General features: G+C 65.2%; 12 protein-coding genes. All 12 read left to right on the top strand.

The window, feature by feature from the left end:
* Positions 1–25 precede the first annotated feature (25 nt).
* A complete protein-coding gene (orn, locus tag NJG22_RS07435) occupies positions 26–568 on the top strand; it encodes an oligoribonuclease (protein ID WP_253093430.1) in 543 nt (180 codons plus the stop codon).
* A 92-nt stretch (positions 569–660) separates the two neighbouring features.
* Positions 661–1,272 carry a trimeric intracellular cation channel family protein gene (locus NJG22_RS07440; RefSeq protein ID WP_023630647.1) on the top strand — a complete coding sequence of 204 codons (612 nt, stop codon included), beginning with the start codon at positions 661–663 and terminating at the stop codon, positions 1,270–1,272.
* A gap of 674 nt (positions 1,273–1,946) precedes the next feature.
* A complete protein-coding gene (locus NJG22_RS07445; RefSeq protein WP_253093431.1) occupies positions 1,947–3,053 on the top strand; it encodes an NADH:flavin oxidoreductase/NADH oxidase in 1,107 nt (368 codons plus the stop codon).
* 117 nt (positions 3,054–3,170) lie between these two features.
* Entirely contained in the window at positions 3,171–3,854 is a 684-nt protein-coding gene (locus NJG22_RS07450) for a tellurite resistance TerB family protein (RefSeq protein ID WP_253093432.1), read from the top strand.
* Between the two features lie 128 nt (positions 3,855–3,982).
* Positions 3,983–5,605: a methyl-accepting chemotaxis protein gene (locus NJG22_RS07455; RefSeq protein ID WP_253093433.1), complete on the top strand. Its 1,623-nt coding sequence runs from the start codon at positions 3,983–3,985 to the stop codon at positions 5,603–5,605.
* Between the two features lie 5 nt (positions 5,606–5,610).
* On the top strand, positions 5,611–6,117 hold the full coding sequence (locus tag NJG22_RS07460) for a chemotaxis protein CheW (protein WP_253093434.1): 507 nt from the start codon (positions 5,611–5,613) through the stop codon (positions 6,115–6,117).
* Positions 6,114–7,370: a CheR family methyltransferase gene (locus tag NJG22_RS07465; RefSeq protein ID WP_253093435.1), complete on the top strand. Its 1,257-nt coding sequence runs from the start codon at positions 6,114–6,116 to the stop codon at positions 7,368–7,370. Before NJG22_RS07460 ends, NJG22_RS07465 begins: the two co-directional genes overlap by 4 nt.
* A complete protein-coding gene (locus NJG22_RS07470) occupies positions 7,367–8,023 on the top strand; it encodes a chemotaxis protein CheW (RefSeq protein WP_253093436.1) in 657 nt (218 codons plus the stop codon). Before NJG22_RS07465 ends, NJG22_RS07470 begins: the two co-directional genes overlap by 4 nt.
* The gene (locus NJG22_RS07475; protein WP_253093437.1) at positions 8,020–10,311 is read left to right on the top strand and encodes a hybrid sensor histidine kinase/response regulator; all 2,292 of its coding nucleotides are present in this window, start codon (positions 8,020–8,022) and stop codon (positions 10,309–10,311) included. The genes NJG22_RS07470 and NJG22_RS07475 overlap by 4 nt, the downstream gene beginning before the upstream one ends.
* Complete coding sequence (locus tag NJG22_RS07480) at positions 10,308–11,321, top strand: chemotaxis response regulator protein-glutamate methylesterase (protein ID WP_253093438.1); 1,014 nt, start codon at positions 10,308–10,310, stop codon at positions 11,319–11,321. Before NJG22_RS07475 ends, NJG22_RS07480 begins: the two co-directional genes overlap by 4 nt.
* Positions 11,322–11,372: 51 nt before the next feature.
* Positions 11,373–12,377, top strand: coding sequence for a PleD family two-component system response regulator (locus tag NJG22_RS07485; protein WP_253093439.1), 1,005 nt, complete (start codon positions 11,373–11,375; stop codon positions 12,375–12,377).
* A gap of 109 nt (positions 12,378–12,486) precedes the next feature.
* A partial coding sequence (locus tag NJG22_RS07490; protein WP_253093440.1) for a hypothetical protein occupies positions 12,487–12,676 on the top strand: 190 nt, incomplete at its 3' end.

Below are 12,676 nucleotides of genomic sequence, written 5' to 3' on the forward strand. Positions count from 1 at the left end.
GACGGGCTATTCGAGGAGCACCTGCATGCACAACCCACAGAACCTGATCTGGATCGATCTGGAAATGACCGGCCTGGATCCGGACAGCGACGTCATCATCGAGATGGCCACCATCGTCACCGACAGCGAGCTGAACACCCTGGCCGAAGGCCCGGTGATCGCCATCCACCACAGTGATGAAGTGCTGGCGCGCATGGACGAGTGGAACACCCGCACCCATGGTGCCTCGGGCCTGACCCAGCGTGTGCGCGAGAGCAAGGTGAGCATGGCCGAGGCCGAGGCGCAGACCATCGCCTTCCTCGAGCAGTGGGTACCGAAGGGCAAGTCGCCGATCTGCGGCAACAGCATCTGCCAGGACCGTCGTTTTCTCTACCGGCACATGCGCGAACTGGAAAATTATTTCCACTACCGCAACCTGGATGTCTCCACGCTCAAGGAGCTGGCTGCGCGCTGGGCGCCGGAGGTGCGTGACAGCTTCAAGAAGGGTGGTACCCACCTGGCGCTGGACGATATCCGCGAGTCCATTGCCGAGCTGCGTCACTACCGCGAGCATTTCATCAAGGTCTGACCTTGCCGGGCGCCGACGATCGTCGGCGCGCCCCCTTTTGGTGCCGCGCGTGACTGGGTAGACTGCGCGCCTTTCCTGCTCGGGGCCGCACCATGTTGTTGATGCTCTACCTCATCGCCATCACCGCTGAAGCCATGACCGGCGCGTTGTCTGCCGGCCGCCGAGGCATGGACTGGTTCGGCGTGGTGCTGATCGCCTGCGTTACCGCGCTGGGCGGCGGCTCTGTGCGCGACGTGCTGCTGGGGCATTATCCGCTGACCTGGGTGAAGCACCCTGAGTACCTGGTGCTGACCAGTTTTGCCGCGCTGTTGACGATCTTCATCGCGCCGTTGATGCGCCATCTGCGCTCGCTGTTCCTGGTGCTCGATGCCCTGGGGTTGGTGGCGTTTACCTTGATCGGCTGCATGACGGCGCTGGAGATGGGGCAGGGGTTCCTGGTGGCTTCGATCAGTGGGGTGATCACCGGGGTGTTTGGCGGGATCCTGCGGGATATCTTCTGTAACGACATTCCGTTGGTGTTTCGGCGGGAGTTGTACGCCAGTGTGTCGTTCGCGGCTGCGTGGTTCTACCTGGGGTGCGTTTACTTCAAGGTGCCGGCGGAGCAGGCCATGCTCCTGACCTTGTTCGGTGGTTTTCTGGTTCGATTGTTGGCGATTCGGTTTCATTGGGAAATGCCGAAGTTTCATTACAACGATCAACAGTAATCTCGGGCAATACGCTGAAGTTTTCAGTTTCCCTGTAGGAGCCGGCTCGCCGGCGAGAGGTCATCATTGTAGAAACGCGGCAGTCGTTTGATAACCACTCAAGGTTTTGCTCTTGCTCTTGCTCTTGCTCTTGCTCTTGCTCTTGCTCTTGCTCTTGCTCTTGCTCTTGCTCTTGCTCTTGCTCTGTTTTTTGATTTTGCTTCTAAGCGCGCGATAGTCCAGGCGCCACCAATTGCGACTTCAGGAGGCCGAGCGGAGTTCTTGCGTAGTGGGGCGACGGCCATGGATGGCCGTCGAGCGCTGCGCCCCAGGATGGGGCGTACAGCGCGGTACCCACGGGAGCAAGAACGGAGCGAGGGAACCCCGGAGCGCAGCGTAGGGGCCGGATGAACGGAGCCGAACGGTTTTGCCCACTTTTGCCAAGACAAAAGTGGGCCGCCGTAAAGGCGGAAAGGTGACTGTGCGTCGACATCGCAAATGAATGCGCATACAAAAACCAAAACAATCCCCGAACCCGAACCCGAACCCGAACCCGAACCCGAACCCGAACCCGAACCCAAACCCAAACCCAAACCCCATGGTCTAGTCTGAAACTACCGGATCCGAGCCCACCCCTCTGAGAAAAACCAGCACCCGGACCGGAAAAACCATTGGAGTCCCTGGGAGGTGCCCTCATGAGCCTGCTGCTTGAGCCCTACACCCTGCGTCAATTGACCCTGCCCAACCGCATCGCCGTATCCCCAATGTGCCAGTACTCCGCCGTGGACGGCCTGGCCAACGACTGGCACCTGGTCCACCTGGGCAGCCGCGCCGTTGGCGGCGCTGGCCTGGTGATCAGCGAGGCCGTAGCGGTCACCGCCGACGGGCGCATCACTGCCGAAGACCTCGGCTTGTGGCATGACGAGCAGATCAAACCCCTGCAACGCATCACCCGCTTCATCACCGCCCAAGGCGCCGTCCCCGGCATCCAGCTGGCCCATGCCGGACGCAAGGCCAGCACCCATCGCCCCTGGCTGGGCCAGCACGGCAGCGTCAAGCCCGAACACGGCGGCTGGCAACCGGTGGGGCCGTCGAAGATTGCCTTCGACCCCGAACACACGCCACCGCGGGAACTGAGCGAAGAAGAGATCCAGGACGTCATCAACGCTTTCGTGTCAGCCACCGAACGCGCCTTGAAAGCAGGCTTCAAGGTGGTGGAAATCCATGCGGCCCATGGCTACCTGCTGCATCAGTTCCTCTCGCCACTGAGCAACCAGCGCCGCGACCACTATGGCAGTTGTTTCGAGAACCGCATTCGCCTGACCCTGCAGGTCACCGAGGCGGTACGCAAGGCATGGCCCGAGGAGTTGCCGCTGTTCGTGCGGGTGTCGGCCACCGACTGGGTGGAGGACGGCTGGAACCCCGACGAAACCGTCGAGCTGGCGCGCCGCCTGCGCGGCCTGGGCGTCGACCTGATCGACGTTTCCTCCGGCGGCACCTCGGTCAACGCCGAGATCCCCACCGGTCCCGGCTATCAGACCCGCTTTGCCGAGCGGGTACGCAAGGAGTCGGAAATCGCCACCGGCACTGTCGGCATGATTACCGAGCCCGCCCAGGCCGAGCACATCCTGCGCACCGGCCAGGCCGATGTGATCTTCCTTGCCCGCGAGCTACTACGCGACCCGTACTGGCCGCTGCACGCCGATGATGACCTCGGCGGCAACAAGGCCACCTGGCCGGCCCAGTACCAGCGGGCCACCAGCCGAGCCAACCCGATCCACGAGTCGGACCTGCGCGACTGATGCCGCGGCAGGCCGGTTGATTGAAGGCGTAGGAGCAACATCCAGATGCAAATGCGTTAAGCGAGGATTCAGCGAGTAGGCCTACCCTGACGCCCTCACCCTCAGGAGGTATGCCAGATGAACACTCGCGGTCTGCTCGATCAATTGCTCAGATCCGGTCAGTCGCTGTTGCAGGAGCATCAAGGCAAGCGCGCCAGTGACAAGGGCACGGCAGGCTTGGGCAGCCTGCTTTCCGGTGCCGGCGGTGGCGCCCTGGCGGCCGGGGCCATGGGCCTGCTGCTAGGCAGCAAACAAGCACGCAAGTACGGCGGCAAGGCCCTCACCTATGGCGGCCTGGCCGCGCTCGGTGTGCTGGCCTACAAGGCCTACGGCAACTGGCAGGCACGCCAGGGCGAGGGCAATCGCGAGCCGCAGACCCTGGACCGCCTGCCACCGGCCCAGGCCGAGCAGCATAGCCAGGCGGTATTGCGGGCACTGGTGGCGGCGGCCAAGTCCGATGGCCATATCGATGAGCGCGAACGGGCGTTGATCGAAGGCGAGTTCACCCGCCTGGACAGCGATCGCGAGTTGCAGCACTGGCTGCATGCCGAGCTGAACAAGCCACTGGACCCGGCCGAGGTGGCCCGCGCCGCGCAGACCCCGGAGATGGCCGCCGAGATGTACCTGGCCAGCGTGATGATGGTCGACCAGGAAAACTTCATGGAGCGTGCCTACCTCGATGAATTGGCCCGTCAGTTGCGCCTCGACCCGGTTTTGCGTCAGGAGCTGGAGAATCAGGTCCGGCTTGCTGGGGGTCAATGAACCGCCTTTTGGCCATTCCAGCAGGCAGGGACGCCTGAATCCCGCAGCATTCAGCCGCGATTGCACCAGACGCCTGGGCTATACTTCGGCGATTTTTCCCGCTCGTATCGAATTCCTGAGGGCTGAATGTGAAGAACTGGACCTTGCGCCAACGGATCCTGGCAAGTTTCGCCGTGATCATCGCCATCATGCTGCTGATGATCGTGGCCGCCTATTCGCGGCTGGTGGCGATCGAGTCCAGCGAGGAGGCGGTCGGCTCCGACAGCATTCCTGGCCTCTACTACAGCTCGATGATCCGTAGCGCCTGGGTTGACAGCTATGTCACCAGCCAGCAGTTGGTGGGCCTGTCCAACCACCGCGAATTCACCCCTGCCGACCAGCAGCTGTTCGACAGCTTCGACGATCGCCTCAAGAAGCACATGGCCAGTTACCAGGCGACCATTCGCGAGGCCAGTGACCAGGCCGCCTTCGACGAATTCACCCGCTTGGAAGAAGCCTACGTCAAGCTCGTCGACCAAGTGCTGGCCACCTACCAGCAGAAGAACTATGCCGAGGCCCAGCGCCTGATCGCCGAGGTGCTTACCCCGGCCTGGAAGGAAGGGCGCCAGCACCTGAACGAGGTGATCGAGCGCAACCGCGAGGCCGCCGATGCCGCCACCAACGATATCGTCAGCGCCGTGACCACGGCCAAAGGCAGCATGATCGTCTCGCTGCTGCTGGCCATTGTGGCGGCCGGTGTGTGTGGCCTGCTGCTGATGCGCGCGATCACCGCGCCCATGCAGCGTATCGTGCATGCCCTGGACCGCCTGCGTTCGGGCGACCTGAGCATGCGCCTGAGCCTGGACCGCAAGGATGAGTTCGGCGCCATCGAGGGCGGTTTCAACGAGATGGCCGAGTCGCTGGCCAACCTGGTGTCCCAGGCCCAGCGTTCGTCGGTGCAGGTGACCACGTCGGTCACCGAGATCGCCGCCACCTCCAAGCAGCAACAGGCCACCGCCACCGAAACTGCCGCCACCACCACCGAGATTGGCGCCACCTCGCGGGAAATCGCCGCCACCTCCCGCGACCTGGTGCGTACCATGACCGAGGTCACCAGCGCCGCCGACCAGGCCTCGAGCCTGGCCGGCTCCGGCCAGCAGGGCCTGGCGCGGATGGAGGAGACCATGCACCAGGTGATGGGCGCCGCCGACCTGGTCAACGCCAAGCTGGCGATCCTCAACGAGAAGGCCAGCAACATCACCCAGATGGTGGTCACCATCGTCAAGGTGGCCGACCAGACCAACCTGCTGTCGCTCAATGCCGCCATCGAGGCGGAGAAAGCCGGCGAGTACGGTCGCGGCTTTGCCGTGGTCGCCACCGAGGTGCGTCGCCTGGCCGACCAGACCGCCGTGGCCACCTACGACATCGAGCAGATGGTGCGCGAGATCCAGTCGGCGGTGTCGGCCGGGGTGATGGGCATGGACAAGTTCTCCGAGGAGGTGCGCCGTGGCATGTTCGAGGTGCAGCAGGTGGGTGAGCAGCTGAGCCAGATCATTCACCAGGTCCAGGCCTTGGCGCCGCGGGTGCTGATGGTCAACGAGGGCATGCAGGCCCAGGCCACCGGTGCCGAGCAGATCAACCAGGCACTGGCCCAGCTCAGCGACGCCAGCACCCAGACCGTCGAATCGCTGCGTCAGGCAAGCTTTGCCATCGATGAGCTGAGCCAGGTGGCGGCGGGCCTGCGCGGCGGTGTATCGCGGTTCAAAGTCTGACGGCGATGAACGACTTGCCTGCCCGCGCGCACCAAGCCTCGGCTGACCACGGTGTGCTGTACCTGCAATTTCGCATCGCCGACCAGCGCTTTGCCCTGGATGCGCGCGAGGTGATCGAGGTACTGCCGCGCCGTGCCCTGAAACCCATCGCCCAGGCTCCGGCCTGGGTGGCCGGCGTGCTCGCCCATCGTGGCGCCTTGATTCCGGTGATCGACCTCTCGGCGCTGAGCTTCGCCGTGCCGGCGGCGGCGCGCAGCAGCACGCGACTGGTCCTGGTGCACTATCGCCAGGGCTTGCAGCTGGGGCTGATCCTTGAGCAGGCCACCGATACCCTGCGCTGCGACCCCGAGACGTTCCAGCCCTATGGCCTGGACAACGGCGAGGCCCGTTACCTGGGGCCGGTGCGCCAGGATGCGCGGGGGCTGCTGCAGCGCATCCGGGTGGACGACTTGCTCAGCGACGAAGTGCAGGCGTTGTTGTACCCGGCCGAGCCTGGGCTGGTGCCCGCATGAACGAACAACGTTTTTTCCGGTTCTTGCAGGAGCGCATCGGCCTGGATGTGGAGTCGGTCGGCGCGCCCATGATCGAGCGTGCCTTGCGTCAGCGCTGCACGCTGCTGCAGGCCGACGACCTGGATGACTACTGGCTGCGCCTGCAGCAGTCTGCCGAAGAGCAGCAGGCGCTGATCGAGGCGGTCATCGTCCCGGAGACCTGGTTCTTCCGTTATCCCGAATCGTTCACCGCCCTGGCCGGGCTGGCCCACAAGCGCGTGGCCGAATTGGCCGGCGCGCGGCCGCTGCGTATCCTCAACCTGCCGTGCTCGACCGGCGAGGAGCCCTACTCGATCGCCATGGCGCTGCTCGATGCCGGGATCAACCCGGGTGCGTTTCGCATCGACGGCATCGACATCAGCCCCAGCTCGGTGGCCAAAGGCGAGCAGGGCGTGTATGGGCGCAATTCCTTCCGCGGCACTGACCTGGCGTTTCGCGAGCGCTACTTCAGTGAGGCCGGCGAGGCCCATCGCCTTGCCGAGCGGGTACGCCAGCAGGTCAGCCTGCAGGTGGGCAATGTGCTCGACCCACTGCTCAAGGGGCGCGAGGGCCTGTATGACTTCGTGTTCTGCCGCAACCTGCTGATCTATTTCGATGTGCCGACCCAGCAGCGGGTGTTCGAGGTGCTCAAGCACCTGACCCATGCCCAGGGCGTCCTGTTTATCGGGCCTGCCGAAGGCAGCCTGCTGGCGCGCCTGGGCATGCGCCCGCTGGGCATTGCCCAGTCGTTCGCCTATGTACGCCAGGACAACCCACCTGCGCCTGTTTCGGTCAGCAAGCCGCTGCCCGTTGCGCGTCAACCTGCGCCGGCGAACCCGCCGCCGCGGCTCATGGCGTTGCCGCCACGGGCGCCGCTACCCCGGCCCACGGTGCCGGCGAAACCCGCCGCGGCCGAAGGCGAGGCGCAGTTGCTGGCGGCTATCGCTCGCCATGCCAATGCCGGGGACAGTGCGCAGGCCCGCGAGGGCTGCGAGCGCTACCTGCGCCACTTTGCGCCCAAGGCGCAGATCTTCTACTGGCTGGGGTTGCTCAGCGACACCCAGGGCGAAGTCGCCCAGGCCATCACCCATTACCGCAAGGCCCTGTACCTCGAACCCCAGCACCCTGAAGCCCTGGTGCACCTGGCCGCGCTGCTGGCTTCGCAAGGGGACGAGGTGGGCGCCCGGCGCCTGCAGGAACGTGCGGCGCGGGCTGGCAGGGAATCTGAACGATGAGTTACGACATGCAACTGATCGCCCACGATGACCAGGCAATCGACGATTGCTGGAATCGCATTGGCGTCCATGGCGACAAGCAGTGCCCATTGCTCGAGCGGCATGTGCACTGCCGCAACTGCGAAGTCTATGCCGATGCTGCAACGCGCTTGCTCGACCGCTATGCGCTGCAGGAGGATGAGATCGCGGCGCCAGCGACGGTGCAGGCCGTCGTTGGTCGCTCGCTGCTGTTGTTTCGCCTGGGGGAGGAGTGGTTGGCCCTGGCCACCGCCTGCCTGAGCGAAATTTCCCCCCTGCAACCGGTGCACTCCCTGCCGCACCAGCGCTCACGGGTATTACAGGGGGTGGCCAATGTGCGCGGGGCCTTGGTGCCCTGCCTGTCGCTGGGCGATCTGCTCGGCTTGCCGGACGAAGCGGGTGCGCAGCGCGATGGCCGGGTCATGCCGCGGATGCTGATCCTGGCGGTGGAGGGCGGGCCGGTGGTGGTGGCGGTGGATGAGATCGACGGCATCCACCGCCTCGACCTCGCCGGGCAGGACAATGGCCGCGACGCCGCGCATTTCACCACGGCTGTGTTGCAGTGGCGTGGGCGCAGCGTGCGCGTGCTGGATGAACAACAGCTGCTGTCAGCCGTGAAGCGGAGCCTGTCATGACCCCGGAGCAAATGCGCGACGCCTCGCTGCTCGAGCTGTTCAGCCTGGAAGCCGAGGCACAGACCCAGGTGCTCAGCGCGGGCCTGATGGCGCTGGAGCGCAACCCGGCCCAGCCCGATCAGCTCGAAGCCTGCATGCGCGCCGCGCACTCCCTCAAGGGCGCGGCACGTATCGTCGGCATCGATGCCGGGGTCAGCGTTGCCCACGTGATGGAGGACTGCCTGGTGGCGGCCCAGGAGGGGCGTCTGCTGCTGCGTGCCGAGCACATCGATGTCCTGCTGCAGGGCACCGATCTGTTGATGCGCATCGCCACGCCGGGCGACCCGGCTGGCGAGGCGATGGTCCCGGCGTTTCTGGCACAGATGGCGGCGGTGCTCGACCCGGCGGCGCCGGTGCTGATGGCGCCGCTGTCGCAGCCTGTCGCGCCGCTGCCGGCCGAGCCCATCGCCCCCCCCGCGGTGCCCAGCGAGCCGGAGCCTGAACCCGAAACTGGCGCCGCACGCAAAGTGGGCAAGCGGGGTGGCGAGGGTGGCGAGGGTGGCGAGCGGGTGCTGCGGGTGACCGCTGACCGCCTTAACAGCTTGCTCGACCTGTCGAGCAAGTCGCTGGTCGAGACCCAGCGCTTGAAACCCTACCTGGCGACCTTGCAGCGTCTCAAGCGCATGCACGGGCAGGGCATGCGTGCCCTGGACGGCCTCAAGACCCAGCTGGAGGACAGCGGCCAGGGCCCGGAAGTGCTCGAGGCCCTGGCCCAGACCCAGCAACTGTTGGCTGAAACCCAGCAGATCCTGCTGCAGCAGGCCGCCGACCTGGACGAATTCGGTTGGCAGGCCAGCCAGCGCGCGCAGTTGCTGTACGACACCGCATTGGCATGCCGCATGCGCCCGTTCGCCGACGTGCTGGCCGGGCAGAGCCGCATGGTCCGCGACCTCGGTCGTTCCCTGGACAAGCCGGTGCGGCTGCTGGTCGAGGGCGAGAAGACCCAGGTCGACCGCGATGTGCTGGAGAAACTCGAGGCACCGCTGACCCACCTGCTGCGCAATGCCGTCGACCACGGCATCGAGCTGCCCGAGCGCCGGCTGCTGGCGGGCAAGCCCAGCGAGGGCACGGTACGCCTGCGCGCCTCGCACCAGGCCGGCCTGCTGATCCTGGAACTGGCCGACGATGGCGCCGGTATCGACCTTGAACGCTTGCGCCAGAGCATCGTCGAGCGGGCGCTGTCGCCGGCCGAGACCGTGGCGCAGATGAGCGAGGCCGAGCTGCTGACGTTCCTGTTCCTGCCGGGCTTCAGCCTGCGCGACACGGTGACCGAGGTGTCCGGCCGTGGCGTTGGCCTGGATGCCGTGCAGCACATGGTGCGCGAGCTGCGCGGCTCGATCGAGCTGACCCAGGTCGCGGGGCAGGGCTGCTGCTTCCACCTCGAAGTGCCCTTGACCCTGTCGGTGGTGCGCAGCCTGGTGGTGGAGGTCGGTGGCGAGGCCTATGCCTTCCCGCTCGCGCATATCGAGCGCACCGTCGAGGTCCCGGCCGAGGCCATCGTGCAGATCGAAGGGCGTCAGCACTTCTGGCACGACGAGCGGCATATCGGCTTGGTGGCCGCCAGCCAGTTGCTCAACCGGCCAACCGCCCAGGGCGATGAGCAGAGCCTGCGGGTGGTGGTGATTCGTGAGCGCGACCAGCTCTATGGGGTGGCGGTGGAGCGCCTGATCGGTGAACGGGTGCTGGTGGTGATGCCGCTCGACCCGCGCCTGGGCAAAATCCAGGACATTTCCTCCGGGGCCTTGCTCGATGATGGCTCGGTGGTGCTGATCATCGATGTCGAGGACCTGCTACGCTCTGTCGACAAGCTGCTCAGCACCGGCCGCCTGGAGCGTATCGAGCGTGGTAGCCGCAGTGGCAAGGGCGTTGCGCGCAAGCGCATCCTGGTGGTCGACGACTCGCTCACGGTGCGCGAACTGCAACGCAAGCTGCTGGGCAACCGTGGTTACGAGGTGGCCGTGGCGGTGGATGGCATGGACGGTTGGAACGCACTGCGCAGCGACGATTTCGACCTGCTGATCACCGATATCGACATGCCGCGCATGGACGGCATCGAACTGGTCACGCTCGTGCGCCGCGACCAGCGCCTGCAGTCGTTGCCGGTGATGGTGGTGTCCTACAAGGACCGCGAGGAAGACCGCCGCCGTGGCCTGGATGCCGGCGCCGACTATTATCTGGCCAAGGCCAGCTTCCACGATGATGCGTTGCTGGACGCGGTGGTGGAACTGATCGGAGGTGCTCAGGGATGAAGATCGCCATCGTCAACGACATGCCCATGGCCGTGGAGGCCTTGCGTCGGGCGTTGGCCTTCGAACCGGCCCATGAGGTGCTGTGGGTCGCCAGCGATGGCGCCGAAGCGGTGCGGCGCTGCGCCGAGCAGACGCCGGATTTGATCCTCATGGACCTGATCATGCCGGTGATGGATGGCGTCGAGGCCACCCGGCGGATCATGGCCGAGACCCCGTGCGCCATCGTCATTGTCACGGTAGACCGCAAGCAGAACGTGCACCGGGTGTTCGAGGCCATGGGCCACGGCGCCCTGGACGTGGTCGACACCCCGGCGCTGGGTGCCGGCGATGCCCGCGAAGCCGCGGCCCCGCTGCTGCGCAAGATCCTCAATATCGGTTGGTTGATCGGCCAGCAGCGACCCAGCGCGCCGCGTGCGGTCGCCGCTCCCCTGCGCGACGTCTCGCAGCGCCGTGCCCTGGTGGCCATTGGCTCCTCCGCGGGTGGGCCGGCGGCGCTGGAGGTGTTGCTCAAGGAGTTGCCGCGCAATTTCCCGGCGGCCATCGTGCTGGTCCAGCATGTCGATCAGGTGTTTGCCGCCGGCATGGCCGAATGGCTCAGCTCGGCATCCGGCCTGCCAGTGCGCCTGGCCCGCCAAGGCGAGCCGCCGCAACCGGGGCAGGTGCTGCTGGCAGGCACCAACCACCACATCCGCCTGCTGAAAAACGGCGAACTGGCCTACACTGCCGAACCTGTCAACGAAATCTACCGGCCCTCGATCGATGTGTTCTTCGAGAGTGTGGCGCGCTACTGGTCGGGCGAGGCGGTGGGCGTGCTGCTCACCGGCATGGGCCGCGATGGCGCCCAGGGCCTGAAGCTGATGCGCGAGCAGGGTTTTCTGACCATCGCCCAGGACCAGCAGAGCAGCGCGGTGTACGGCATGCCCAAAGCCGCTGCGGCGATCAACGCGGCGGTGGAGATCCGCCCCTTGGAGCGAATCGCCGGGCGGCTGATGGAAATCTTTTCGAAATGACGATATGTATTGAGTCACGCCGCCGCTGCGGCAGTGATCGGGTGACGACGGATGAATGATCTACCAATCGAAGGTTTTACGACCATCAACGAAAGTGCGGCGATGGTCCTGCTGGTAGACGATCAGGCGATGATCGGCGAGGCGGTGCGTCGTGGCCTGGCCCACGAGGAGAACATCGACTTCCACTTTTGCGCCGACCCGCACCAGGCGGTGGCCCAGGCCATGCGCATCAAGCCCACGGTGATCCTCCAGGACCTGATCATGCCCGGGCTGGACGGCCTGACGCTGGTGCGCGAGTACCGTAACAACCCGGCCACCCAGGATATCCCGATCATCGTGCTGTCGACCAAGGAAGACCCGCTGGTCAAGAGCGCGGCGTTCGCCGCCGGGGCCAACGATTACCTGGTCAAGTTGCCCGACACCATCGAGTTGGTGGCGCGTATCCGCTACCACTCGCGCTCGTACCTGACCTTGCTGCAGCGCGACGAGGCGTACCGGGCCTTGCGCGTGAGCCAGCAGCAGTTGCTCGATACCAACCTGATGCTGCAGCGGCTGATGAACTCGGATGGGCTCACGGGGCTGTCCAATCGCCGCCACTTCGACGAATACCTGGAGCTGGAGTGGCGCCGGGCCATGCGGGAACAGCAGCAGTTGTCGTTGTTGATGATCGACGTGGATTTCTTCAAGGCGTTCAACGACAGTTTCGGCCACCTGGCCGGCGATGAAGCCTTGCGCCAGGTAGCCGAGGCAATCCGTGGTTGCTGTTCGCGGCCCACCGATTTGCCGGCGCGTTATGGTGGCGAGGAGTTCGCCCTGGTGTTGCCGAATACCTCGCCGGGAGGCGCGCGGCTGATTGCCGAGAAACTGCGCCAGACCATCATGGCGCTTAACATCGCCCACACCGTGCCTGAGGCGGCTTCGCACCTGACCGTGAGCATTGGCCTGGCGACCTTGACACCCGGGGTGGGCAGCCATTGCCGGCAGTTGATCTCGGCGGCGGACAAGGGGTTGTACCTGGCCAAGAACAGTGGGCGTAATCAGGTTGGGATTGCCTAAGTTTGTTCCCGCAGGGTGAAGTTTCAAGACTTGTATTCATCCAGCGGGAGCCGGCTTGCCGGCGAGAGGAAGTGACAGTCAAAGACTGAGATTCTAATCGCTTTGCTCTTTGTTCATTCTAATTGCTGTTGCTGTTGCTGTTGCTGTTGCTGTTGCTGTTGCTGTTGCTGTTGCTGTTGCTGTTGCTGTTGCTTCTAAGCGCGCGATAGTTCAGGCAACACCAATTGCGACTTCAGGAGGCCGAGTGGAGTTCTTGCGTAGTGGGGCGACGGCCATGGATGGCCGTCGAGCGCTGCGCC

This window comes from Pseudomonas sp. VA159-2 (genome assembly GCF_024126635.1).
Taxonomy (GTDB): domain Bacteria; phylum Pseudomonadota; class Gammaproteobacteria; order Pseudomonadales; family Pseudomonadaceae; genus Aquipseudomonas; species Aquipseudomonas muyukensis.

Bases quoted from the DNA above. Each gene is read 5' to 3' on its own strand.
- NJG22_RS07440 (WP_023630647.1), top strand. From the start codon at position 661: ATGTTGTTGATGCTCTACCTCATCGCCATCACCGCTGAAGCCATGACC.
- NJG22_RS07460 (WP_253093434.1), top strand. From the start codon at position 5,611: ATGAACGACTTGCCTGCCCGCGCGCACCAAGCCTCGGCTGACCACGGT.
- NJG22_RS07485 (WP_253093439.1), top strand. From the start codon at position 11,373: ATGAATGATCTACCAATCGAAGGTTTTACGACCATCAACGAAAGTGCG.
- NJG22_RS07465 (WP_253093435.1), top strand. From the start codon at position 6,114: ATGAACGAACAACGTTTTTTCCGGTTCTTGCAGGAGCGCATCGGCCTG.
- NJG22_RS07450 (WP_253093432.1), top strand. From the start codon at position 3,171: ATGAACACTCGCGGTCTGCTCGATCAATTGCTCAGATCCGGTCAGTCG.
- NJG22_RS07475 (WP_253093437.1), top strand. From the start codon at position 8,020: ATGACCCCGGAGCAAATGCGCGACGCCTCGCTGCTCGAGCTGTTCAGC.
- NJG22_RS07480 (WP_253093438.1), top strand. From the start codon at position 10,308: ATGAAGATCGCCATCGTCAACGACATGCCCATGGCCGTGGAGGCCTTG.
- orn (WP_253093430.1), top strand. From the start codon at position 26: ATGCACAACCCACAGAACCTGATCTGGATCGATCTGGAAATGACCGGC.
- NJG22_RS07445 (WP_253093431.1), top strand. From the start codon at position 1,947: ATGAGCCTGCTGCTTGAGCCCTACACCCTGCGTCAATTGACCCTGCCC.
- NJG22_RS07470 (WP_253093436.1), top strand. From the start codon at position 7,367: ATGAGTTACGACATGCAACTGATCGCCCACGATGACCAGGCAATCGAC.